This window comes from Bradyrhizobium sp. CCH5-F6 (assembly GCF_001556045.1).
GTDB lineage: Bacteria > Pseudomonadota > Alphaproteobacteria > Rhizobiales > Xanthobacteraceae > Bradyrhizobium.
This window is the reverse complement of sequence record NZ_LSIC01000014.1, coordinates 38,898-62,369: the sequence shown is the minus strand read 5'-3', so window position 1 is coordinate 62,369 and position 23,472 is coordinate 38,898. Positions and strand designations below refer to the sequence as shown.

Here is a 23,472-nt window from a genome sequence, read left to right as displayed (position 1 = left end):
GCTAGCCCACGGGATCGATCGGCGACGGCGGCACGCCGCCGGCCTCGATCGCTTCGCCCGCGAGCAGGCAGAGGTCTTCGCGGTAGCGGCCGGAGACGATGTGCACGCCGACCGGCGCCTTGCCGACGAGACCGGTGGAGACGACGAGACCCGGCAGGCCCATGAAGGGAATGGCGATCTGCGGCAGCTGCGCTTCCCAGACCCGCTTGAAGGATTCGTCGTCCTTGCGGTCGAGATGATCCGGGAACGGCAGCTCGCCGGAGACCGGCGTCAGCAGCACCGCATATTTCTCGAAGAACAGCATCCACTCACGCGTCAGCGTGGCCCTTCGGGTCAGCGCCTTGGCATAATTCGCCTGGTCCATCGGCGTGACCCTGGCGCGGTTGCCGCGCAGGCAGGCCAGCGCGCCGGGATCGCCCTCACGCTCGGCCATCTCCAGCTGCGCCTCATAGCCATCGCCGAGCCAGAGCTTGATCTGCCACTCGACCGCCTCCCGCATCGGCGGCGTGTCGTCGATGATGTCGACGGTCCAGCCCGCGCGCTCCAGCCGCTTACCGGCATCGCTCACCGCCGCCTTCACCTCCGGCGTGGTGGCAAGGCCACCCGGGTTGAGGCAGAGCGCGGCGCGCTTGTCCCGTGCGGGGCCTTGCAGCGGCACCGGCACGAACCAGGGATCGCGGACGTCGCGGGCCGACATCGCTTCGAGCGAAATCCTGATGTCGTTGACGGTGCGCGCCAGCGGACCCGACACCGCCATGATCTGCGGCCCGATCGGGCGCTCCGGCAGCGCCGGATTGAAGGCGGGGATGCGGCCGAGCGTCGGGCGCAGGCCGTGCACGCCGCAGGCATAGGCGGGATAGCGGATCGAGCCGGCAATGTCGGTGCCGTGGGCGATGTGGCCGATGCCGGCCGCGACCGCCGAGCCGGCGCCGCCGGAGGAGCCGCCGGGCGTCAGCGAGGCGTCGCGGGGGTTCTTGGTGTCACCATGAATGAGGTTGGTGGTGAACCAGCGGTAGGAGAAAGCCGGGCAATTGGTGCGGCCGAGCAGGACGGCGCCGGCTTTGCGGAAATTGGCGACGACGGGATTGTCTTCGCGCGCGATCACGTCGCGCTGGAGCTTCAGGCCATTGGTGGTGGCAAAGCCTTCCTGGTCGACATTGGCCTTGATGGTCACGGGCACGCCGGCGAGCACGCCGGGGTCCTCGCCCCGGGCGATGGCGGCATCGACGGCGGCGGCCTGCTTGAGCACATCGTCCGGCCGGTGGTCGATCACCGCGTTGAGCTGGGGATTGACGGCATCCAGGCGAGCAAGGCCGGCCTGCGCGGCCTCCCTGGCGGACACCTTTTTGGATTTGACGAGGGTAGCGAGGTCGGCGGCCGACAGGCGCCAGAGATCTTGCATGGCTTGCTCCGTATGACCGGCGTCTTTTAGCGCCGGGAACGCGGCAAAGCCATGCGGATTTCGCGGAGGTGAAGGGCGATGGCGCGGGACGACGCCAAATTCTCCGTCATTGCGAGCAGGCCTTGCGACGAAGCAACCCAGGCCCCCTCCATGGAGGCAGTCCGGATTGCTTCGCTACGCTCGCAATGACGGGGAGCGCGCAGGTTTTAATGCCTTGTCGCGGACTGGTCGGGGATGTCCAGCAGCGCCTCGGTGAAGGGGAATTCAAGCACGATCTCCCCATCGTCGTCGGTCACCTCGATGACGGCCTCGAGCAGCGCCGGCTGTGCGCCCTCGGACTTCACCACCTCCAGGATCATCTGGCGGGCGACCTCCCATGCGCGATCGGGGTTGCGCAGGTCCTCGCCGTCGGGGTCCACGATCAGCTCGTCACCGATGCGGGTGTTGAAGAAATATCTGGGCATCACGAGTTCCAGTTTGGGTCGCCTGAACCGGATTGAAAGCTGCACTGCACTCACAACTGCTTTAACAGGACAGGGTTCGCGACCGAATGCGCCATCCGCAAGGCAGCCCACCAGATATGATGGCCAAGCATCATTTTCGCGATGCAACATAGCCGTTCTCGGGAAAATTTCACTGGCGAACTTCTGCGCCCGCATTACTTTAACGCCATGGGCGGACACGTCCAATTTCGCGAAAAATGGAGAGCCAAATGGCCTGGAAAGCCCCGAAGATCGTCGAAGTGCCCTGCGGCATGGAAATCAACATGTATGTGAGCGCCACCCGCAAGTAAGCGGCGTCTGCATTCAGCGCAGGTGGATCTTTCGGTCACGCTCTGTTTCCGGAAGACAAAATTCTTGTCGGCAACCGTGTCGGCCTGAGGTCCACCTCGCAGCGTTCCCTCCAGGAGACGGATCATGCTTCGCGTCGTCGTCCTGGGCGCCGGGGCCGGCGGCGGAGTTCCGCAATGGAATTGCGGTTGCGAGGGCTGCCGAGCGGCCCGTAGCGGCGGCCACGAGCTTCAACGGACACAAGCCTCGGTCGCCTTCAGCGGCGACGGCGAGCACTGGTTCCTGATCAACGCCTCCCCCGACCTTCGCCAGCAATTGAACGCCACGCCGCAGCTGCACCCCAAGACGGGCGCGCTGCGTCACACGCCGGTTGCGGGCGTGATCCTGACCAACAGCGAAGTCGATGCGGTGGCGGGCCTGCTGTCGATGCGCGAGGGCTCGCCCTTCACGGTGTATGCGCACGAGAAAGTGCTGGCGATCCTCGCCAGCAACAGCATCTTCAACGTGCTGAACGAGAAGAACGTGCGGCGCCAGCCGATCACTCTCCGCGAGCCGTTCGAGCCCCGCCTGCCGGATGGCGCGCGATCCGGCCTGGAGGTGCTGCCCTTCGCGGTGCCGGGCAAGTCGGCCTGGTATCTCGAAGGCAAGGCGCATCCGGGCGGCGAGAGCGGCGATGGCGACACGCTGGGCCTGAAGATCACCGACAAGGCCACGGGCAAGTGCTTCTATTTCATCGCCGCCTGCGCCGAGGTGACCGACGCGCTCAAGGCCGAGATCGACGGCGCCGCGCTGGTGTTCTTCGACGGCACGGTATGGCGCGACGACGAGATGATCAGGGCCGGCCTCGGCCACAAGACCGGCAAGAGCATGGGCCATGTCGCAATGTCCGGCGATGACGGCGCCATCGCGCGGCTGGCCGACCTCAGTATCGACAGGAAGCTGTTTCTGCATATCAATAACTCGAATCCGGCGCTGCTGCCCGGCTCGCCCGAGCGCAAAGCCGCCGAGCAGGCGGGGTGGCAGATACCCGCCGACGGAACGGAGATCGTGCTGTGAACGCCGCATCACTGACTGGAATGACCGCGCTCTCGATCGGCAAGGACATCAGGCTCAACTCGGCGGAAGAGCTGGAGGCGACGCTGCGCCATATCGGCGCGACGCGCTATCACAGCCTGCATCCGTTCCATAGGCTGCTGCACGGCGGCAAGCTCAACAAGGGCCAGGTGCAGGCCTGGGCGCTCAACCGCTACTATTACCAGAGCACCATCCCGATCAAGGACGCGGTGGTGATCTCGCGCTTTCGCGACCGCGCCACCCGGCTGGAATGGCGCCACCGCATCGAGGACCATGACGGCGATGTCGGCAGCGAAGGCGGCATCGAGCGCTGGCTCAAGCTGACCGAAGGCCTCGGGCTCGATACGGCTTACGTGGAATCCACCGAGGGCATCCTGCCGGCGACGCGCTTCGCGGTGGAGGCCTATGTCCACTACTGCCGCGAGAAGAGCCCGCTGGAGGCGATCGCCTCCTCGCTCACCGAGCTGTTCGCGCCGAACCTGCACGAAGAGCGCATCGCCGGCATGCTGGAGCATTACGATTTCGTCAATCCCGACATCATGAGCTATTTCAAGCGCCGCCTGACGCAGGCGCCGCGTGACGCCAATTTCGCGCTCGACTATGTCAAGACGCATGCCACGACGCCGGAGCAGCGCGCCCAGGTGTGCAACGCCCTGATCTTCAAGACCAACGTGCTGTGGGTTCAGCTCGATGCCCTCCAGCACGCCTATGTGGAGGGGCACATTCCGCCGGGCGCGTTCGTGCCCAAGGCGAGTTAGGGACACGAACGATGGCCGGGCCGCGGAACATCAGCGTCAGCGAGGCAAGCCGCCCCGTGCTGCCGCGGCACGCCAAGCTCAGATATGACGAGACGCGACAGGTCTGGGTGATCCTGGCGCCGGAACGAGTGCTGGCGCCGGACGAGATTGCAGTCGAGGTCTTGCAGCTCTGCGACGGCGAGCGCAATGTCGGCGACGTCGCCGATCAGTTGGCTGCGAAATACGCAGCGCCGCGCGAGGCGATCCTCGCCGACGTCATCGCCATGCTGCAGGACCTCGCCGACAAGGGCTTCCTCACGGAGGCCCGGGAGAAGACGTCATGAGCGATGTGCTCGGCAATCCCATCCCGCCCGACACCAGCGACAGCCTCGCGGTGCTGGAGAAGCAGCGCTCGACGGCGGAGACGTTTGGCATTCCGCTCGCGGTGCTGCTCGAGATCACCCATCGCTGCCCGCTGCAATGCCCCTATTGCTCCAACCCGGTCGAGCTCGACCGCTCCGGCAAGGAGCTGACCACGGAAGAGTGGAAGAGGGTCCTGAGCGAGCTTGCCGAGATCGGCGTGCTCCAGGTCCATTTCTCCGGCGGCGAGCCGACCGCGCGGAAAGATCTGGTCGAGCTGGTCAAGCATGCCAGCGACGCCGGCCTCTATACAAATCTGATCACCTCGGCCGTGCTGCTGACCCGCGAGAAGCTCAGCGATCTCGCAGATGCCGGGCTCTGCCATGTGCAGATTTCTTTCCAGGGCATCGAGGAAGGCCTCGCCGATCGCGTTGCCGGCTACAAGGGTGGCCACCGCAAGAAGCTCGAAGTGGCCAAATGGACGCGCGAGCTCGATCTGCCCCTCACCGTGAACGCGGTGATGCACCGGCAGAACCTGCACCAGCTGCCCGAGATCATCCAGATGTCGCTCGATCTCGACGCCGACCGGCTCGAGGTCGCCAACGTGCAATATTACGGCTGGGCGCTGAAGAACCGCGCCGCCTTGATGCCGACCGTGGCGCAGCTCGACGAGTGCACCCGCATCGTCGAGGAGGCGCGCGAGCGGCTCAAGGGCCGGCTGACGATCGACTACGTCGTTCCCGATTATTATGCGTTGCGGCCGAAGAAATGCATGGGCGGATGGGGCCGGCAGTTCTTCAACATCTCGCCCGCCGGCAGGGTGCTGCCCTGCCACGCCGCCGAGAGCATCACCGGGCTCGACTTCGAATCCGTGCGCTCCAACCATTCGATCGCCTGGATCTGGCAGAACTCGGAGGCCTTCAACCGCTATCGCGGCACCGGCTGGATGAAGGAGCCGTGCAAGTCCTGCGAGTTCCGCGAGATCGATTTCGGCGGCTGCCGCTGCCAAGCCTTCGCGCTGACGGGCGATGCCGCCAACACCGATCCGGCCTGCGCGCTGTCGCCGCTGCACGAGACCATCTTCAAGCAGGCCGAGCGCGAGGCGGAGGGCGAGACCAGCCGCTTCCTCTATCGCAACTTCGCCGGCGGCACTCTGGAATCCGGGAATGATGCCTGACGCCGACGCGGCCGCTTCCGTTGGACGTGCCGATCCCTTTGCGCCGCTGACCTCCGACATGCTCGACGTCGGCGACGGCCATGAGCTCCATGTCGAGAGCGTCGGCCGCGCCGATGGCATCCCTGCGGTCTATCTGCATGGCGGGCCGGGCTCCGGCTGCCAGCCCGACCATCGCCGGCTGTTCGACCCCGATCGTTTTCATGCCGTGCTGTTCGACCAGCGCGGCTGCGGCCGCAGCCGTCCCAAGGGATCGCGCGCGCACAACACGACGGCGCATCTCGTCGCGGACATGGAAAAGATCCGCGAGAAGTTCGGCATCACACGCTGGATGGTCGTCGGCGGCTCCTGGGGTGCGACGCTCGCGCTGGCTTATGCCGAGGCGCATCCGGAGCGCGTCAGCGGCATCGCGCTGCGCGCGACGTTCCTCGGCACGCGGGCCGAGGTCGAGACAGCGTTCACCGCGCGCCTGTCGCAATTCTATCCCGCGCTGTACGAGGATTTTCTGAGCGTGCTGCCGCCCGAGGAGCGAGACCGGCCGATAGAGGCCTATTGGCGCCGCATCCTCGACGCCGATCCGGCCGTGCACGGCTCCGCGGCGCGGGCCTGGCACGACACCGAACGCGCCTTGTCCGAGCACAAGCCGGCGAGGACGCGGCTGGATCTGGCCTCGCTGAACGTCTGGCGCACGCTGCCGGCGACGCCGTTCATGGAGGCGCATTATTTCGTCAACAACTCCTTCATGACCGAGAACCAGCTGCTGCGGAACGCGGGGCGGCTCTCCGGCATTCCCGGCATCATCGTGCAGGGCCGCTACGACCTGTTGTGCCCGCCCGAGACATCGCAGGCACTCACGAAAGCATGGCCGGGTTCCGAGCTTCGCATCGTGGAAGGCGCCGGGCATTCGCTCTATGATGCCGGCGTGAGGGACGCGGTCATGAAGTCGATCGCGGATCTCGCGTCCAGGGTCGCGCGATAGCAAGGACAACAAGAAAATGCCGCTCGCCGGGAAAGGCATGCTGCTGACGTCGATGAATATCGACGCATCCGATGAGGCCGATTTCAACCGCTGGTACGATCGCGAGCATCTGGAAGAGCGCGTCGCGATCGACGGATTCCTGGAAGCGCGGCGCTATGTCGCGCATGCCGCCAATCCCAGATATCTCTCGCTGTACTCGACCGCGACGCTCGACGTGCTCGACAGCCCTGCCTATCGGGCGCGGCTCGCCAATCAGACCGACTGGTCGCGCCGGACCATGGCGCGCTTCAAGGACATGCTCCGCGTCGTTGCGCGGATCACCGTCAGCAACGGCACCGGCCGTGGCGCTGCGCTCGGGATGGTGCGGCTGCGGCCGACGCCGGACAATGCGGCACCGTGGCGTGATGCACTGCAAGACAAGCTCAGGCCCGAAGAGTGCGACGGCATCATCTCGATGCATCTGCTCGAAAGCGAAGCGGAATTGTCGGGCGCGACGGCGGGCATTCCGGCCGTGCGCAACGAGGGCGCACGCGACTGGTTCGTTCTGATCGACGGCACGCATGTCGGCGCAGTCTCGGCCGTGATCGCCGAGCGCTTTACCGGACCGGCTGCTGCGCCCTTCCCGCTTCCGATCTCGGTCGGCACCTACAACCTGATGTGGGACCTTGCGAAGAGCGACATCGCGCGCGGCTGACGCGCTCATGCGCACCGCAACATGCTGCACTGCCGCATCTATCCGCGCGCGTCGTTAATGCTGTGCACGCGTAGCTCCCATGAAAGAAGGAAAGCGCGCAAATTTGCCGTTGTACTTCGGAACGGTTCTAATAAGCTAACCCAATGACGTCATTCAGAAACCAGATCGAGACGCGCTAAGCGTCCGCCACGCTCAACAAAAAAGGCCGCGGGGTCTTTCAGCCTGCGCGGACAGGGTAGGAATGAAACCGACCGATATCGCGGCCCCCGACTACTTTCACAAAGTGGTCGATTGCCAATGGGCCTGTCCTGCGCACACCCCGGTTCCCGAATATATCCGACTGATCGCACAAGGCCGCTACAGCGACGCCTATATGATCAACTGGAAATCGAACGTGTTTCCCGGAATCCTGGGACGCACCTGCGATCGCCCCTGCGAGCCGGCGTGCCGGCGCGGACGCGTCGAGGAGAATCCGGTGGCGATCTGCCGCCTCAAGCGGGTCGCCGCGGACTTTAAGGACGACATCAGGCAGCGCCTGCCGCGCCCCGTAGCGAAGAACGGCAAGCGCGTCGCGCTGGTCGGCGGCGGTCCGGCCTCGCTGACGGTGGCGCGCGATCTCGCGCCGCTCGGCTATCACTGCACGGTGTTCGATGCCGATCCGGAAGCGGGCGGCATGATGCGCACGCAGATCCCGAAATTCCGCCTGCCCAATTCGGTGATCGACGAGGAGACCGGCTACATCCTGGGTCTCGGCGTCGACTTTAGGGGCGGGCACCGCATCGACAGCATGAAGGCGCTGCTTGCGGAGAGATACGATGCGATCTTCGTCGGCTCCGGCGCGCCGCGCGGCCGCGAGCTCGACATTCCCGGCCGCAAGGAAGCAGCGGCCAACATCCACATCGGCATCGAATGGCTGGCCTCGGTCTCGTTCGGCCACACCGACAAGATCGGCAAGCGCGTCATCGTGCTCGGCGGCGGCAACACCGCGATGGATTGCTGCCGCACCGCGCGCCGGCTCGGCGGCGAAGACGTCAAGGTCGTCGTGCGCTCCGGCTTCGAGGAGATGAAGGCCTCACCCTGGGAAAAGGAGGACGCGATCCACGAGGACATCCCGATCCTCAATTTCATGGTTCCGGTCGCCTTCGTGCATGAGGGCGGCAAGCTCACCGGCATCACCTTCCAGAAGGTGAAGGCCGAATACGACGCCAAGGGCCGCCGCAACCTCGTGCCATCAGGCGAGCCGGACCAGACCATCGCATGCGACGACGTGCTGGTCGCCGTCGGCCAGGAGAACGCCTTCCCCTGGATCGAGCAGGATTGCGGCATCGAGTTCGACAAATGGCACATGCCCAAGGTCGATCCGAACACCTTCGTCTCGACCAACCCGAAGGTGTTTTTCGGCGGCGACGCCGCGTTCGGCCCGAAAAACATCATCTGGGCGGTCGCGCAAGGCCACGACGCCGCGCTGTCGATCCACAAGATGCTCTCGGGCGAAGACATCAGCGAGCGCCCCCTGCCCGACGTGCAGGTCTCGTCCCAGAAGATGGGCATCCACGAATGGAGCTATGACAACGACATCTCGCTCGACAAGCGCTACAAGGTACCGCATCGCGACAAGGTCGTCGCGCTGAAGGACATCCGCGCCGAGGTCGAGCTCGGCTACGACGTCAAGCTGGCGTTGGGCGAAGCCGAGCGCTGCCTGAACTGCGACGTGCAAACGGTGTTCTCGACCTCGCTCTGCATCGAGTGCGATGCCTGCGTCGACATCTGCCCGATGGATTGCATCACCTTCACGGCCAATGGCGAGGAAAGCGACCTGCGCCAGCGCCTGAAGGCGCCCTCACTGCATCCCGACCAGGACCTCTACGTCTCCTCCGATCTCAAGACCGGGCGCGTCATGGTCAAGGACGAGGACGTCTGCCTGCATTGCGGGCTGTGCGCCGAGCGTTGTCCCACCGGTGCCTGGGACATGCAGAAATATTTCATCGAAATGACCCACGCAGGTTCGACATGTCCGACAAAAAGCCGATCAGCAGCGTAAACGACTTCGTCGTCCGTTTCGCCAACGTCAACGGCTCGGGCTCGGCCAGCGCCAACGAGATGTTCGCGCGCGCGATCCTGCGCCATGGCGTTCCGGTGTCTCCGCGCAACATCTTCCCCTCCAACATCCAGGGCCTGCCGACCTGGTACGAGGTGCGGGTGACGGAAGCCGGCCATCTCGGCGCCCGCGGCGGCGTCGACATGATGGTGGCGATGAACCCGCAAACCTGGGACAAGGACGTCGCCGGCATCGAGCCCGGCGGCTATCTGTTCTACGATTCCACCAAGCCGATGCCGTCGACCAAATTCCGCGACGACATCACGGTGATCGGCGTGCCGCTGACCGCCATCACCAATTCGACCTATACCGATCCGCGCCAGCGCCAGCTGTTCAAGAACATCATCTATCTCGGCGCGCTCAGTGCGCTGCTCGACATGGACCCGAGGCTGATCGAGCAGCTGATCGGCGAGCAGTACAAGGGCAAGGAGAAGCTGCTCTCCTCCAACGTCCACGCGCTGCATCTCGGCCGCGACTGGGCGCTGCAAAACCTGAAATGCCCGATCGGGCTCAGGGTGAAGAAGTCCGACAAGGTTGGCGACCGCATCTTCATAGAAGGCAACAGCGCCGCCGCGCTCGGCGCCGTCTATGGCGGCGCCACCGTATGCGCGTGGTACCCGATCACGCCGTCCTCGTCGGTGGCGGAGGCCTTCACCGCCCACTGCAAAAAGTACCGGCACGACCCGGAGACGGGCAAGGCAAAGTACGCGATCGTGCAGGGCGAGGACGAGCTGGCCTCGATCGGCATCGTCATCGGCGCGTCCTGGAACGGCGCCCGTGCCTTCACCGCGACATCAGGCCCTGGCATCTCGCTGATGACGGAGTTCATCGGCCTGTCCTATTTCGCCGAGATCCCTGCCGTGATCATGAACATCCAGCGCGCTGGCCCCTCCACGGGCATGCCGACCCGCACCCAGCAATGCGACATCATCGCCTGCGCCTATGCCTCGCATGGCGACACCAAGCATGTGCTGCTGTTCCCGGAGGATCCGGCCGAAGCCTTCGAGTTCGCCGCCGCAGCGTTCGACCTCGCCGAGCGACTCCAGACCACGATCTTCCTGATGCTCGACCTCGACATCGGCATGAACCACCGGCTTTGCCGTCCGCTGAAATGGGACGACGCCAAGCAGTATGACCGCGGCAAGATCATGACCGCGGAGATGCTGGAGGAGGGCCGCGACTTCGGCCGTTATCTGGACGTCGACGGCGACGGCATTCCCTACCGCACCTATCCCGGCACGCATCCGACCAAGGGCTCCTACTTCACCCGCGGCACCTCGCGCGATCGCTATGCGCGCTACTCGGAGGAAGGCTCGGTCTATGCCGACAACATGCAGCGCCTGGTGCGCAAGTTCGAGACCGCGCAGGACCTCGTGCCGCGGCCGCTGCAAGCCAATGCGGAACGGCCGACCAAATATGGCGTGATCTACTTCGGCTCGACTTCGCCGGCGATGGACGAGGCGATCGGACTGCTCGAGGCGCGCGGGCATCAGCTCGACCGCCTGCGCATCCGCGCCTTCCCGTTCCACTCAAGCGTCGCGAGCTTCCTCGCCGAGCACGATTTCGTCTACGTGGTCGAGCAGAACCGCGACAGCCAGCTGCGCCAGCTCATCGTCAACGAGAACGGCATCGATCCGGTCCGCCTCGTGCCGATCGTGCACTACGACGGCACACCGATCACCGCCCGCTTCATCGCGAAAGCCATTGGCGACCACCAGGATCAGCTCAAGGTGACCCCGCTCCGCAAGGCCGTGTCATGATGGCAGAGCGCATCGACATCGTCATTGCGAGCGCAGCGAAGCAATCCAGCGTCTTTCCGCGGATACGGTCTGGATTGCTTCGCTACGCTCGCAATGACGGAGTCCAGGTGCGACCCTGCCACGCGGCGGACGAGGCTAGAGAGAGAACGTCATGACCTACATTGCAAAACCGAAATTCCATCATCCGGGCCTCAAGAAGAACGAGCTCGGCTACACGCATCGCGACTACGAGGGCAAGATCTCGACGCTGTGTGCCGGTTGTGGCCACGATTCGATCACGGCCTCGATCATCGAGGCCTGCTACGAGCTCTCGATTGAGCCGCATCGGGTGGCGAAGATCTCCGGCATCGGCTGCTCGTCCAAGACGCCGGACTATTTCCTCGGCAATTCGCACGGCTTCAACTCCGTGCACGGCCGTATGCCGAGCGTGCTCACGGGCGCCAACCTCGCCAACCGCGACCTGATCTATCTCGGCGTCTCCGGCGACGGCGATTCCGCCTCGATCGGTTTCGGCCAGTTCGCGCATTCGATCCGGCGCGGCGTCAACATGACCTACATCGTCGAGAACAATGGCGTCTACGGCCTGACCAAGGGCCAGTTCTCGGCGACCGCCGACCGCGGCTCGAAGAGCAAGAAGGGCGTGACCAACACCGACAACGCCATCGACCTCGTCGCGATCGCGCTGCAGCTCGGCGCCACCTTCGTCGCGCGCTCATTCTCCGGCGACAAGACCCAGCTGGTGCCGCTGATCGCGGCCGCGATCCGCCACAAGGGCGCCTCCTTCATCGACGTCATCAGCCCCTGCATCGCCTTCAACAATCACGCTGGCTCGACCAAGAGCTTCGATTATGTCCGCGAGCACAATGACGCCGTGAACCGGCTCGACGTGCTGGTCGGCCGCGATCCGATCGCGGTGGACTATGCGCCCGGCACGGTGCAGGTGGTCGAGCAGCATGACGGCAGCAAGATCGCGCTGCGCAAGATCGACGCCGACTACGATCCGCATGACCGGCTGGGAGCCATGACCTTCCTGCAAAAGCACGCCGCCAAGGGCCAGATCGTCACCGGCCTGCTCTATGTCGAGCCCGACGCGGAAGACCTGCACGAACATCTCAACACGGTCGAGACGCCGCTCAACAGCCTGGAGGCGGACTCGCTGTGCCCGGGCTCGGCGGTGCTGGACAAGATCAACGCCAGCCTGCGGTGATCACCGGCTCCGTGCCGATACCGCCGGCCTGACGCGTATCGTGATCTTCTCCGACACGACGGGTGGTTCGAACGGATAGTGCTTCGCGTCGCCGAGCACCAGCTGAAGCGTGTGCGTCCCCGGCGGAAGCTCGAGGAAGGTTTCAGTCTGACCAGCCCCGAAATGCAGGTGCGACTTGTCCTGCAGGATCGGCTCCTTGGGATCGATGGGATCCTTGACGTCGATCAGCAGATGATGGTGACCGGCGTTCTGGTAGTCGTCGCCGGCATGCGTCACGCCCATGTTGCGCAAGCCGAAGCGGACCCAGAATCCACCGCGAACTTTCTGACCGTCATACGGCGTGATGAAATAGAGCTTCGCGTCCTTGGGCGCAGTCTTGCCTTGCGCGGAGGCCGCGCCCGGGAGCAGTGCAATCGCGGCCGCCAGCGCGACACAGGCAATGGTCTTCATCAAGCCTACTCCAGTTCTACGGACTGAGCGCGACACGTAATCCATGCGTGGGGTAGCGGACATTGGTGTCGTAGCCATCGCGGTTGGACGGCCGCACGTATCTCGAATCGTTCTTCCAGGAGCCCGAGCGCAGGACGTGCGATGAGCAGTCGCCGTTGGTCCATGCCGAACCGTCGACCGGCGCACCCTGATAGTTCTTGTGCCAGCAGTCCTCGACCCACTGGTCGATGCCGCCGCCCATGTCGTGGAGACCGAATGGATTGGGCTTGAAGCTGCCGACCTTCGCCGGCTGGTCGGCGGCGAGGTCGCCGCAATCCTTGCATCCGGCCATACCCGGCTGGAGCTTGTCGCCCCACCAATACTTGGTTTGCGTCCCGCCACGGGCTGCGTATTCCCATTCGGCCTCGCTCGGAAGCCGGTAGGGCTTTTTCGTCGCCTGCGACAGAAAGGCGGCATATTGCTTCGCGTCGGTCCAGCTCACATTGCTGACCGGCGCATCGTCCTTGCCGGTTGCGGTGAAACCACAGGCGTTCGCAGCGGCGCATTCGTTCCACTCCCGCACCGTCACCGGATATTTTCCAAGCGAGAACGGCTTGATCGTGACCTGGTGGACGGGACGCTCGGTCGGATCATCATTGCTTCCCATCGCGAAACTGCCGCCGCGAATGGCGATCATCTCGGGTTCGCGAAGCGGCGTCGCCGATGGGCTGGGTACCGGCGGCGAAGGTGACGAAGCCGAAGAAGGCGCCGAAGCCAACGACGGCGATGGTTGCGGCGTCTGCGTCGCCGCCTCGCTCGGCAACGGCTGCGGACTCGGCGACGCGGCCGGAGAAGCAACTGGCGCAGCGGCCTGCTCGCCCATCCTGCCCGGCTGCGCCAGCAGATACCAAAGCACGCCTGCGGCCATCATCATGACCGTGAAGGCCAGCAGAAAGATCAGCACATTCTCGCGCCGGCCGCGCGTTCCGACGACTGCGTCTGCATCCGGCAACACGCGATAGACCCGCACCGGGTCGGTGATGTTCTTGACCTTGCGGTCGCCGAGCGACTCATAGCCGCATACTACCTTGTGCTTGATCTGCTCGTAGATCGCGCCGGAGATATAGACCTGACCGGGCTCAGCGATGCCCTCGATGCGTGAGGCGATGTTGACGCCGTCGCCGTAGACATCGTCCGGCTCCACGATCACGTCGCCGAGATTGACGCCGATGCGGTATTCGAGCCGCGAGTGCTTCGGAAGCGAGGCGTTGCGGCCGATGAGGTTCTGCTGGATGACGATGCTGCATCGAACCGCCTCGACGGGACTGTCGAAAATGGCGATGAAGCCATCGCCCGTCGTCTTCACCAGAGTACCATGGTGCTCGGCGATGCTGGGATTGATGAGATCGCGTTCGATCCGCTTGACGCGGACATGCGTTCCCTCCTCGTCAGCCTGCATCATGCGGCTGTATGATGCGATGTCACCGACGATGATCGCGGCGAGACGACGAGGCATGGGGCCGTGTGGAGACGCCCCATCCTGATTGCCGGATTTGAAATTGCGAATTTCGCCCATTGCGGGGGACTCCACATACTGACAAGTCAGCCCCAGCTTACGACCGCCAAAGGCGGTCGTCTGTGAAGGCTACCACATTGACGAACCGAGACAATGTCGCAGCAATTCCCGGCATCGGGTTCCAGGGAAATCAATGCGCTCCGCCGCTTGAACCTTCTTGATCCCATCCGTGACTAAGGCTCGGCTCGAAAACCACCGGCCCCAAGTCCGCATTGCGATGGTCGCGCGGGCGACTTGCAGCGGTTGAACGCGATGCACCCCGCCGGCGTCTAACAGACAGCAGCTCTGTCCTGCTGCGGCAAAACCCGTCACGCGCTCGAGGCCATCATGAAGGTCTGTATCTTTGCTGCGCTCATCCTGGCCGCGCTGACCGGCGCCACCCGCGCCGAGGACGGCGACGACATTCGCGAGCCAAGCAAGGCCGAAGCCGAGACCTTCAACGCACGCGTGTATGCGGGCGCGCCTGGCAACAAGGCCTATGCCTGCTTCGTCCGTCGCTACGATGCGGACCATCTGGCGCGACACCCCAAGCAGAAGGTCGCCGCGATGAAGCTGCTGGTCTCCGCGGAATTCGACGAGGAGGACAAGCAGCTCCACAACTCCTTCCGGCTCGGCTTCAGGTACCGCCACCGCAGCGGCGATTTCGACTCCAGCGGCTCGTGCAACCACGTCGTGTTCACAAAGAGCGGCAGCGACGTGCGCCTCGGCTGCGGCGTCGACTGCGAGGGCGGCGGCATCGGCGTTGCGCTGTCCAAGGACGACAAGTCAGCGATCGTGCGGCTCGAACGCGTCAGGGTCTGGCAGAACAACAAGCCGGATGACGACGCCGAGCATTCGCTCGTGGCCGGCGCCGACGACAAGATCTTCCGCCTCGATCGCGCCGACAATGGCGAATGTGCCTCGCTGGTGACCGACCGCAAGGAACTCGCCGCACTGCGCCACAAGTGATATCTTCGGCGAGCTCGGCCCAGTCGAAGGAGATCGCCATGAACCGCCGGAACATGTTGTGGAGCGCCGTGTCGGCCCTGGGCGCGGCGCTTGGCGTCTCGAGCGCAAGAGCTGCCACGGAAGCCGGTGCGGGCAACAAGCTGAAGGTCGTCTATCATCTCAGCGATGCTGAGAAGGTCAGCTTCGTGCTCGGCAATATTCAGAACCACATCGACGGCGTCGGCGGACCCGAGCATGTGACGATCGCGCTGGTGATTCACGGGCCGGCGCTGAAGGCGTTTCACGCGGCACAGTCCAATCCTGACGTCAGCAAGCGCGTCGGTGACTTCTCCAGGGACGGTATCGAGCTCGCTGCCTGCGGCAACACGATGAAGGCGCAGAACGTGACGCTGAAGGATCTGCTGCCGGGCTTCGTCAACGCAGAGAATGGCGGCGTGGTCCGTATCGCGGAGCTGCAGGCGCAGGGGTATTTGTATCTGCGGCCGTAGCGGCGCTGCCGCCGCGTTTTCCGTCATTGCGAGCGCAGCGAAGCAATCCAGAATCCCTCCGCGGGGGCAATCTGGATTGCTTCGTCGCAAAGGCTCCTCGCAATGACGTGGAGAGGGCTGCGCCAGCCACGGCCATCTCGGCGCCTCGCGCTTGACTTACCCATAACTCCAGGGTTATCAATTAATCCATAACTTTCTGGTTATGGATTTCACATGTCCGCCGCTCATGATCTCCTGTTCAGGACGCTCGCCGATCCGACCCGGCGGGCGATCTTCGAGCGGCTGTGCCGTGAGGGGGAGCAGACCGTGGGGGCGCTGACGGCGCGATCCGGCGTGTCCCAGCCGGCGGTCTCGAAACATCTGGGCGCCTTGAAGCAGGCCGGGCTGGTGCGCGACCGCCACGAAGGACGCCAGACCCACTACAGCGCGCGGCCAGGCGCGCTCAATCCGCTGATCGACTGGACCAGCCAGATGGCCGGATTCTGGCAGAAGCGGCTCGACGCCCTCGACGATCTCCTGAAGAGGATGGATCAATGAACGAACCTGCCGAAACGCGCTCCGTCGTCATCGAGCGCGAATTTGCCTTTCCGGCCGAGCGGATCTGGCGCGCGCTGACGCAGCCGCATCTGATCGAGGAATGGCTGATGAAGAACGACTTCAAGCCCGTGGTCGGTCATCGCTTCAACCTGCGCGGCGAATGGGGCGGCGTGCTGGACTGCGAGGTGCTCACCATCGAGCCGCAGAAGAGCCTCGCCTATACCTGGAACTTCTCGCATGAGGATGCGGCGTTCGACCTGAAAAGCGTCGTGACGTTCACGCTGACGCCGACGAGCACCGGCACGCATCTGCGCGTCGAGCAGGCGGGCTTCCGCCCGACGCAGAAGCAGGCTTTTGGCGGCGCGCATGCCGGCTGGAAGCAATTTCTCGCCAGGCTGGACGACGTGCTGGCGCGAGCGGGTTAGCACCGCCGGCGCCCGTTCCAATCAGTTTCAAGGGAGGACCCAATGAGCACGCAGATGTGGATTCGGCAGATTCATCGCTGGCTGTCGATGGCCTTCACGCTCGCGGTCATTGCCAACATCGTGGCGATGATCATGCAGGTGCAGGCCGTGTGGATCGGCTTCCTGGCGCTCGTGCCGCTGATTCCGCTGCTCGCGACCGGGCTCTATCTGTTCGCGCTGCCCTATGTCCGCCGCGGCACCGCGTGAACGAGGCGTGATGATGAAGACGATCGTGACGGCGAAGAAGGCTGGCAAGAAGGACGCGAATGCGGCTTCGCCTTCCAGGATGATCGACGGCCGGATCAAGGAGCTCGGCGACTGGCGCGGCGCGACGTTGGGACGGGTCCGCGGCCTGATCAGGGCGGCCGACCCTGATGTCGTCGAAGCGTGGAAATGGCGCGGCGTTCCCGTCTGGGAGCACGACGGCATCATCTGCACCGGCGAGACCTACAAGGAAGTGGTGAAGCTGACCTTTGCCAAGGGCGCGGCGCTGGCGGATCCGGCGGGCCTTTTCAACGCCAGCCTCGACGGCAATTTGCGCCGCGCGATCGATATTCGCGAGGGCGAGACCATCAATGAGAAGGCGTTGAAGGCGCTGATCCGGGCTGCGGTGGAGTTGAATATGTCGAAGAAGAAGGCGGCGAAGAAGCGATCGGCATAGTGCAGCCGGTGTCCAACACGCTCTTTTTCCTTCTCCCCTCGTGGGAGAAGGTGGCATAGGCGGCCTTCGGCCGCCGTCCTTAAAGACGCCGAAGCGAAGCTTCGGCTATGGCGCCGGATGAGCGGTATCTATCGGCACTGAGGGTGCGGAGAGATACCCCTCACCTAAGTGAGCTTGTATCTGCCGGCGTCGCTGCCCTCTCCCACAAGGGGCGAGGGCACATCAATGCGCATCTCTCCGTGTGGCCGGCCGCCCTACGCCACCGCCGCGGGGATCGGGCGGGGGCTCACGACGTATTCGCGCAGGACCTTGTCGTTGGCATCGACCTCGATCAGCGCGACGTCGTAGGTCCAGAGATCGGCGAGATGCTGGAGCACCCGCTTGGCGTCGGTCTCGTTGAGCTGCGCGCCCTTGATGACGTGGTGATGCAGGATCAGCCGGCGGTCGCCGGAGAGATCGACATCGACCACCTCGATATTGGCGTCGATATAGCCGACATCGTGCTGCCGGGCCAATTCGCGCCGCACGCGGCGGAAGCCGCGCTCGTCGTGGATGGCATCGACACGGATGCCGGCGCGCTCCTCCGGGTCGTCGTGCAGGTGGAACATGCGGAAGTGCCGCATCAATTTGGGACTCAAGAACTGGCCGATGAAGCTCTCGTCGCGGTAATTGGCCCAGACGTCGCGCAGCACGCCCATGACGTCGTTCTTGCCGGCGATGTCGGGGAACCATTCGCGGTCCTCGTCCTCCGGCCTGGTGACGATGCGCTCGATGTCCTGCATCACGGCGAACCCGAGCGCATAGGGGTTGAAGCCCGAGAAGCGCGGATCGTCGAACTCGGGCTGGAACACGACGTTGGTGTGCGATCCCAGGAATTCGAGGAAGTTGCCGTCGGTGATGCGGCCCTGCTGATGCAGCTGGGTCATGATGCGGTAGTGAACGTAGGTGGCCGTCCCCTCGTTCATCACCTTGGTCTGGCTCTGCGGATAGAAATATTGCGCGATGTGGCGGACGATGCGGAGCAACTCGCGCTGCCAGGGCGCCAGCCGCGGCGCGCTCTTCTCCAGGAAATAGAGCAAATTCTCCTGCGGCAGGCCGAGCAGCTTGCGGCGGCGCTCGACGCTGAGAGCCGCGCGGCTCTTGCTCTTGCCGGCCGGCACGGTACGCCAGAGATCGTTGAAGACCTCCTCCTCGTGCTGGCGGCGTCGCCCTGCCCGCTTCTCCTCGGCGCGCAGGTCGAGCTTCTTCTTGCCGGGATAGCGATCGATGCCATGCGACATCAGCGCATGCGCGGCATCGAGCGTGCGCTCGACCTCGATGCGGCCGTAGCGATCCTCGCATTGCATGACGTAGTTCTTGGCGAAGTCGAGATAGTCGAGGATGCCATCCGCATCGGTCCACTGCTTGAACAGATAATTGTTCTTGAAGAAGTGGTTGTGGCCGAAGGCGGCGTGCGCGATCACCAGCGTCTGCATCGTCGCCGTGTTCTCCTCCATCAGATAGGAGATGCACGGCGAGGAGTTGATCACGATCTCATAGGCCAGTCCCATCAGGCCCTTGCGATAGGAGGCTTCATGGAACGCAAAGTGCTTGCCGAACGACCAGTGCTTGTAGAACAAGGGCATGCCGACGGACGAATAGGCATCCAGCATCTGCTCGGCCGTGATGACCTCGATCTGGTTCGGATAGACGTCGAGCCCGAGATCCTTCAGCGCCACCTCCTCGCAGGCATCGGTGATGCGCTGCAAGGTGTGAAAATCCCAATCGGCGCCTTCGAACAAACGTTCCGTCATGGAGCGGCTTTCTCCTGGGCAGTGTCGCGGCGCTGGAACAGGTCGTGGAACACCGGAAAGATCTCGCTGCGCTCCGAGACCTTGCGCATCGAGAGCGGCGCGCCGCTGTTGCGGAGGCGCTCGTAGAGGGTCCAGAGCGAGGAATCGGAGAGATCGAAGGCGCTGCCGCCTGATTCCCCGACTTCGAGATAGGCAAAGAACTGGCAGACCGGCAGGATCTTGTCGGTCAGCAGCATGCCGGTGAGCTCACCGTCGGAATAGGAGTTGTCGCCGTCGGAGGCTTGCGCGGCGTAGATGTTCCAGTCCGACGGGCTGAAGCGCTCCCGCACGATCTCGTGCATCGCCTGGAGCGCGCTGGAGACCAGCGTGCCGCCCGAGGCCGGACCGTAGAAGAAGGTCTGCTCGTCGACCTCCTCGGCGCGGTCGGTGTGGCGGATGAAGACGATCTCGACATGCTTGTAGCGCCGCTTCAGGAATACGTAGAGCAGCATGTAGAAGCGCTTTGCCAGGTCCTTCATGTGCTCGGACATCGAGCCGGAGACGTCCATCAGGCAGAACATCACGGCCTGCGCGACCGGCTTCGGCACCGTCTCGAAGCGGCGGTAGCGGATGTCGAGCGGATCGATGAAGGGAATGCGCTTTGACTTCGCCTTCAGCCTTTCGAGCTGGGCGACCAGCTCCGTGCGTTCGTCCTCGTCCGTGCATGCGGCGATCGCGGCTTCCAGCTCCTCGATCTCGTCCTTGCGGGGACGCTTGAGCGCGATGCGGCGGGCGAGCGCGAGCTTCACCGTCCGATTCACGGAGATGTTGGCGGGCGAGCCGGACATGGTGTAGCCGGCGCGCTGGATGCCCTCGCTCTCGGTCTGCGCGATCTTGCGCTTGGCGAGATCCGGAAGCTCGAGGTCGTCGAGGAAGAGATCGACGAACTCGTCGCGGCTGAGCACGAAGCGGAAGGCGTCCTCGCTGTCGCCCTCGCCGGGGCCGGAATCCTTGGCGCTGCCCTGGCCGGAGCGCTGGAGATAATCGCCTTCGACGAACTTCTTATTGCCGGGCAGGACCATGTCCCGCGTTCCGCCTTCACGGCGGAAGCGCGGCTCATGCATGCCGTCGAGGGGGATCGTGACCTCACCACCCTCCAGGACGTCCTTGATGTCGCGTTCCTGCGAGGTCTTCTTGACGGCGCCCTGCACCAGGGACTTGGCCCGACGCAAGAACCGCTGGCGGTTCTCAAGACTCTTGCCGCCTGGATTCAGGCGCCTGTCAATGATGTGGATGGGCACTTTTCCATTCGCCTCCCATGCGCCTTAACCGGCCTGCTTCACGCGCATGTACCACTCGACGAGCCGGCGAACCTGACGCTCGGTGTAGCCGCGCTCCACCATGCGAGCGACGAACTCGCCGTGCTTCTTCTCCGTCTCGCCGTCCTTCTTCGACCCGAAGGAGATGACCGGAAGCAGGTCCTCGACCTGGGAGAATATCCGCTTTTCGATCACATCGCGAATCTTCTCGTAGGAGGTCCAGGCCGGATTCTTGCCGCCGTTCTGGGCCCGCGAGCGTAACGAGAATTTGACGACCTCGTTGCGGAAGTCCTTGGGGTTGGCGATACCCGCCGGTTTCTCGATTTTCGTCAGTTCCTGGTTCAAAAGCTCGCGATCGAGCAGCTGGCCGGTGTCGGGATCCTTGAAGTCCTGGTCCTCGATCCAGGCGTCGGCGTAATCGACGTAGCGATCGAACAGGTTCTGGCCGTAATCCGAGTAGGATTCCAGATAGGCCTTCTGGATCTCGTTGCCGATGAACTCGGCATAACGCGGCGCCAGATCCGCCTTGATGAATTCGAGATAGCGCTTCTCGACCTCCTCGGGCAGCTGCTCGCGCTTGATCGACTGCTCCAGCGCGTACATCAGATGCACGGCATCGGCGGCGACCTCCTGCGGATCGTGGTTGAAGGTCGCGGCCAGGATCTTGAAGGCGAAGCGGGTGGAGACGCCGTCCATGCCCTCGTCGACGCCGGCGGCATCGCGATATTCCTGGACGCTGCGCGCCTTCGGGTCGGACTCCTTCAGGCTCTCGCCGTCATAGACCCGCATCTTGGCGTAGATCGTGGAGTTTTCATGCTTGCGCAGCCGCGACATCACCGAGAAACGCGCCAACGTCTCCAGGGTCGAGGGTGCGCACGGCGCGGACGCGAGCTCGGAGCCCTGGATCAGCTTCTCGTAGATCTTCTGCTCCTCGGTGACACGCAGGCAGTACGGCACCTTGATGACGCAGATGCGGTCGATGAAGGCCTCGTTGTTCTTGTTGGCCTTGAAGCTCGCCCACTCCGCTTCGTTGGAGTGCGCGAGGATGACGCCGGTGAAAGGGATCGCGCCGATGTTCTCGGTGCCGATGTAGTTGCCTTCCTGCGTCGCCGTCAGCAGCGGATGCAACATCTTGATCGGCGCCTTGAACATTTCGACGAACTCGAGCACGCCCTGATTGGCGCGGTTGAGACCGCCGGAATAGCTGTAGGCGTCCGGATCGTTCTGGGCATAGGTCTCGAGCTTGCGGATGTCGACCTTGCCGACCAGCGAGGAGATGTCCTGGTTGTTCTCGTCGCCCGGCTCGGTCTTGGCGATCGCGATCTGGCGCAGCCGCGAAGGCTGGATCTTTGCGACCCTGAACTGGGAAATGTCGCCGCCGAAGGCTTCCAGCCGCTTGTAACACCAAGGGCTCATCAGCCCGGTGAGACGGCGGCGCGGAATGCCGTATTTTTCTTCCAGCATCGGCCCGAGCTGATCGGGATCGAACAGGCTGAGCGGGCTTTCGAACACGGGCGAGAGTTCATCGCCGGCTTTCAGCACGTAGATGGGGTGCACTTCCATCAGCGATTTCAGCCGCTCGGCGAGCGAGGATTTGCCGCCGCCGACCGGGCCGAGCAGATAGAGGATCTGCTTGCGCTCCTCCAGGCCTTGCGCGGCGTGGCGGAAGAAACCGACGATGCGCTCGATGGTTTCTTCCATGCCGTAGAAGCCGGCGAAGGCCGGGTAGGTACGGATCGTGCGGTTCAAAAAAATACGGCCAAGGCGTGGGTCCTTGGCCGTGTCGATTGTCTGAGGCTCACCGATCGCCGCTAGCAGTCGTTCGGCCGCGTTGGCGTATTTCATGGGATCGCTTCGACACGATTCCAGGTATTCCGCCATCGACATGTCGTGCTGGCTTCTCGCCTCGAACGACCGAGCGAAAGCGTTGAATAGAGAATCGTTGTACATGATCCCTCTCCGCGTGAGTTCCGCTACAAGCTGAAACGAAAGCAGTTACCGGACCGTTCCTCAGGCCGTTTCGAATCAGCGTGAGCACATGACGATCATTGGACACCCGGGTGCCGACACGACGCAACGCACAACGTAGGCACTCCGTGAGTTACGAACAGGCACATGCCTGTAATTTGTGCGAATCTCTGTCTATATTGGCTCATTTCCAGAAAATGTCACTTGGTCGCAACATCCGGGCGTTCCCGGGGGTGTGCCCGTCCGGCGATGCAGCATAGCGATCGGGGCGCGGCGATCTTATGACACTTGTACGGCGAAGCCTTGAGCGCCACCCTGGGGCCCGCGTTCATCTTCCTGCTGCAATGCGGTGCGCGGGGTGCTGACGGCGTGGCAATCGCGGCAAGCGCACAGCAGCGTATCAAAATCGGTCGCCAGGCCCTCCGGGCGGATGAAGATGCGACCATCCTGCGCACAACGGGCCAAAGTGGGGATGGCGCACAACTGGCGCCGCAACGCCGGCGTCGGCGTCAGCACGATCGTCTTCCGGCCGCGGTAGTCTTCAGCCGAAATCTCCGCAATCGACTCCCACGGCAGAAACTCGTTGCCGATGCGAAGATCGCGGATGCCGTAGGCAGTGACGACCACCACCGCTCCTCGCTCGGCGGGAAGCATCCAGATCAGCCAGCCGGTCACCAGGCCGAACACCACGACGCCGGCATGGCCGACCGTCGCGTCATAGTCTCCGAAGCCGTCCCACCAATCGAAGGCAAGGGTTGCACTGAGCAGGGTCATGGCAAAGCCCGCCGCCACCAGCACCCGCAATTGCGTCACGCATCGATTGATTTCGAGATCGCACGACGCGTCGATGCTGACCACCGACGCAACCGGTTGCTGGCCGTCGGCGACGGCGAGTGCCAAACCTTCCTTATGGGCGTGCATGCTCATCCTCAAGCATGGCCATTCGCGGCCGAGCCACAATGCAACGCGGATCCTGATCCACGTTGGCACTCCTGGCAGCCGCTGACCGACGAGGCGGGACGGCTGGCGTTACG

At 63.9% G+C, this 23,472-nt stretch carries 24 protein-coding genes; 16 read left to right on the top strand and 8 right to left on the bottom strand.

The genetic code is table 11. From position 1 onward, the window contains the following. Nucleotide 1: 1 nt before the first annotated feature. On the bottom strand, nt 2-1,402 hold the full coding sequence (locus tag AX729_RS02650) for an amidase family protein (protein WP_061020353.1): 1,401 nt from the start codon (nt 1,400-1,402) through the stop codon (nt 2-4). A gap of 206 nt (nt 1,403-1,608) precedes the next feature. After that, nucleotides 1,609-1,866: a DUF6894 family protein gene (locus AX729_RS02645; RefSeq protein ID WP_028177529.1), complete on the bottom strand. Its 258-nt coding sequence runs from the start codon at nt 1,864-1,866 to the stop codon at nt 1,609-1,611. Between the two features lie 248 nt (nt 1,867-2,114). On the opposite strand from AX729_RS02645, the gene pqqA reads away from it, so the two are divergent. The 10 genes from pqqA (at nt 2,115) to AX729_RS02595 (ending at nt 12,276) form a co-directional block, all read left to right on the top strand. After that, on the top strand, nt 2,115-2,195 hold the full coding sequence (pqqA, locus tag AX729_RS02640; RefSeq protein ID WP_007595659.1) for a pyrroloquinoline quinone precursor peptide PqqA: 81 nt from the start codon (nt 2,115-2,117) through the stop codon (nt 2,193-2,195). 124 nt (nt 2,196-2,319) lie between these two features. After that, on the top strand, nt 2,320-3,249 hold the full coding sequence (gene pqqB, locus AX729_RS02635) for a pyrroloquinoline quinone biosynthesis protein PqqB (protein WP_061020352.1): 930 nt from the start codon (nt 2,320-2,322) through the stop codon (nt 3,247-3,249). Nucleotides 3,250-3,269: 20 nt separating this feature from the next. After that, on the top strand, nt 3,270-4,025 hold the full coding sequence (pqqC, locus tag AX729_RS02630) for a pyrroloquinoline-quinone synthase PqqC (protein WP_197433518.1): 756 nt from the start codon (nt 3,270-3,272) through the stop codon (nt 4,023-4,025). 11 nt (nt 4,026-4,036) lie between these two features. Beyond that, on the top strand, nt 4,037-4,348 hold the full coding sequence (pqqD, locus tag AX729_RS02625; RefSeq protein ID WP_061020350.1) for a pyrroloquinoline quinone biosynthesis peptide chaperone PqqD: 312 nt from the start codon (nt 4,037-4,039) through the stop codon (nt 4,346-4,348). Beyond that, nucleotides 4,345-5,541 carry a pyrroloquinoline quinone biosynthesis protein PqqE gene (pqqE, locus tag AX729_RS02620; RefSeq protein ID WP_061020349.1) on the top strand — a complete coding sequence of 399 codons (1,197 nt, stop codon included), beginning with the start codon at nt 4,345-4,347 and terminating at the stop codon, nt 5,539-5,541. The genes pqqD and pqqE overlap by 4 nt, the downstream gene beginning before the upstream one ends. Then, the gene (pip, locus tag AX729_RS02615; protein ID WP_061020348.1) at nt 5,531-6,517 is read left to right on the top strand and encodes a prolyl aminopeptidase; all 987 of its coding nucleotides are present in this window, start codon (nt 5,531-5,533) and stop codon (nt 6,515-6,517) included. The genes pqqE and pip overlap by 11 nt, the downstream gene beginning before the upstream one ends. A gap of 16 nt (nt 6,518-6,533) precedes the next feature. Then, entirely contained in the window at nt 6,534-7,211 is a 678-nt protein-coding gene (locus AX729_RS02610) for a DUF4286 family protein (RefSeq protein WP_061020347.1), read from the top strand. A 241-nt stretch (nt 7,212-7,452) separates the two neighbouring features. Beyond that, nucleotides 7,453-9,252, top strand: coding sequence for an FAD-dependent oxidoreductase (locus tag AX729_RS02605; RefSeq protein WP_061020346.1), 1,800 nt, complete (start codon nt 7,453-7,455; stop codon nt 9,250-9,252). Further along, nucleotides 9,222-11,069, top strand: a complete 1,848-nt coding sequence (locus AX729_RS02600; protein ID WP_061020345.1) for a 2-oxoacid:acceptor oxidoreductase subunit alpha — start codon at nt 9,222-9,224, stop codon at nt 11,067-11,069. Before AX729_RS02605 ends, AX729_RS02600 begins: the two co-directional genes overlap by 31 nt. Before the next feature lie 151 nt (nt 11,070-11,220). Further along, the gene (locus AX729_RS02595) at nt 11,221-12,276 is read left to right on the top strand and encodes a 2-oxoacid:ferredoxin oxidoreductase subunit beta (RefSeq protein WP_061020344.1); all 1,056 of its coding nucleotides are present in this window, start codon (nt 11,221-11,223) and stop codon (nt 12,274-12,276) included. On the opposite strand, the gene AX729_RS02590 is transcribed toward AX729_RS02595, so the two are convergent. Both AX729_RS02590 and AX729_RS02585 read right to left on the bottom strand, forming a co-directional pair. Next, nucleotides 12,277-12,726 (bottom strand): DUF4399 domain-containing protein, encoded by a 450-nt coding sequence (locus AX729_RS02590; protein ID WP_061020343.1) that lies wholly within the window; start codon nt 12,724-12,726, stop codon nt 12,277-12,279. Between the two features lie 16 nt (nt 12,727-12,742). Continuing rightward, nucleotides 12,743-14,281 carry an SUMF1/EgtB/PvdO family nonheme iron enzyme gene (locus tag AX729_RS02585; protein ID WP_061020342.1) on the bottom strand — a complete coding sequence of 513 codons (1,539 nt, stop codon included), beginning with the start codon at nt 14,279-14,281 and terminating at the stop codon, nt 12,743-12,745. 327 nt (nt 14,282-14,608) lie between these two features. Between AX729_RS02585 and AX729_RS02580 the strand changes: the two genes are divergently transcribed. From AX729_RS02580 to AX729_RS02555, 6 genes are all read left to right on the top strand, one after another. Further along, entirely contained in the window at nt 14,609-15,229 is a 621-nt protein-coding gene (locus AX729_RS02580; RefSeq protein ID WP_061020341.1) for a hypothetical protein, read from the top strand. 38 nt (nt 15,230-15,267) lie between these two features. Then, nucleotides 15,268-15,717, top strand: a complete 450-nt coding sequence (locus AX729_RS02575; RefSeq protein ID WP_061020340.1) for a DsrE family protein — start codon at nt 15,268-15,270, stop codon at nt 15,715-15,717. 213 nt (nt 15,718-15,930) lie between these two features. Next, complete coding sequence (locus AX729_RS02570) at nt 15,931-16,254, top strand: ArsR/SmtB family transcription factor (RefSeq protein WP_061020339.1); 324 nt, start codon at nt 15,931-15,933, stop codon at nt 16,252-16,254. After that, a complete protein-coding gene (locus AX729_RS02565) occupies nt 16,251-16,679 on the top strand; it encodes an SRPBCC family protein (protein ID WP_061020338.1) in 429 nt (142 codons plus the stop codon). The genes AX729_RS02570 and AX729_RS02565 overlap by 4 nt, the downstream gene beginning before the upstream one ends. 42 nt (nt 16,680-16,721) lie before the next feature. Further along, nucleotides 16,722-16,925: a hypothetical protein gene (locus AX729_RS02560; RefSeq protein WP_061020337.1), complete on the top strand. Its 204-nt coding sequence runs from the start codon at nt 16,722-16,724 to the stop codon at nt 16,923-16,925. Nucleotides 16,926-16,938: 13 nt separating this feature from the next. Next, on the top strand, nt 16,939-17,379 hold the full coding sequence (locus AX729_RS02555) for a DUF1801 domain-containing protein (protein WP_061020362.1): 441 nt from the start codon (nt 16,939-16,941) through the stop codon (nt 17,377-17,379). A 254-nt stretch (nt 17,380-17,633) separates the two neighbouring features. On the opposite strand, the gene AX729_RS02550 is transcribed toward AX729_RS02555, so the two are convergent. From AX729_RS02550 to AX729_RS02535, 4 genes are all read right to left on the bottom strand, one after another. After that, a complete protein-coding gene (locus AX729_RS02550; protein ID WP_061020336.1) occupies nt 17,634-19,172 on the bottom strand; it encodes a SpoVR family protein in 1,539 nt (512 codons plus the stop codon). Further along, entirely contained in the window at nt 19,169-20,446 is a 1,278-nt protein-coding gene (locus AX729_RS02545; protein WP_197433517.1) for a YeaH/YhbH family protein, read from the bottom strand. Before AX729_RS02545 ends, AX729_RS02550 begins: the two co-directional genes overlap by 4 nt. 30 nt (nt 20,447-20,476) lie before the next feature. Next, nucleotides 20,477-22,420, bottom strand: a complete 1,944-nt coding sequence (locus AX729_RS02540) for a PrkA family serine protein kinase (RefSeq protein ID WP_061020334.1) — start codon at nt 22,418-22,420, stop codon at nt 20,477-20,479. 297 nt (nt 22,421-22,717) lie between these two features. After that, the gene (locus tag AX729_RS02535) at nt 22,718-23,359 is read right to left on the bottom strand and encodes a hypothetical protein (RefSeq protein WP_061020361.1); all 642 of its coding nucleotides are present in this window, start codon (nt 23,357-23,359) and stop codon (nt 22,718-22,720) included. Between the last annotated feature and the right edge of the window lie 113 nt (nt 23,360-23,472).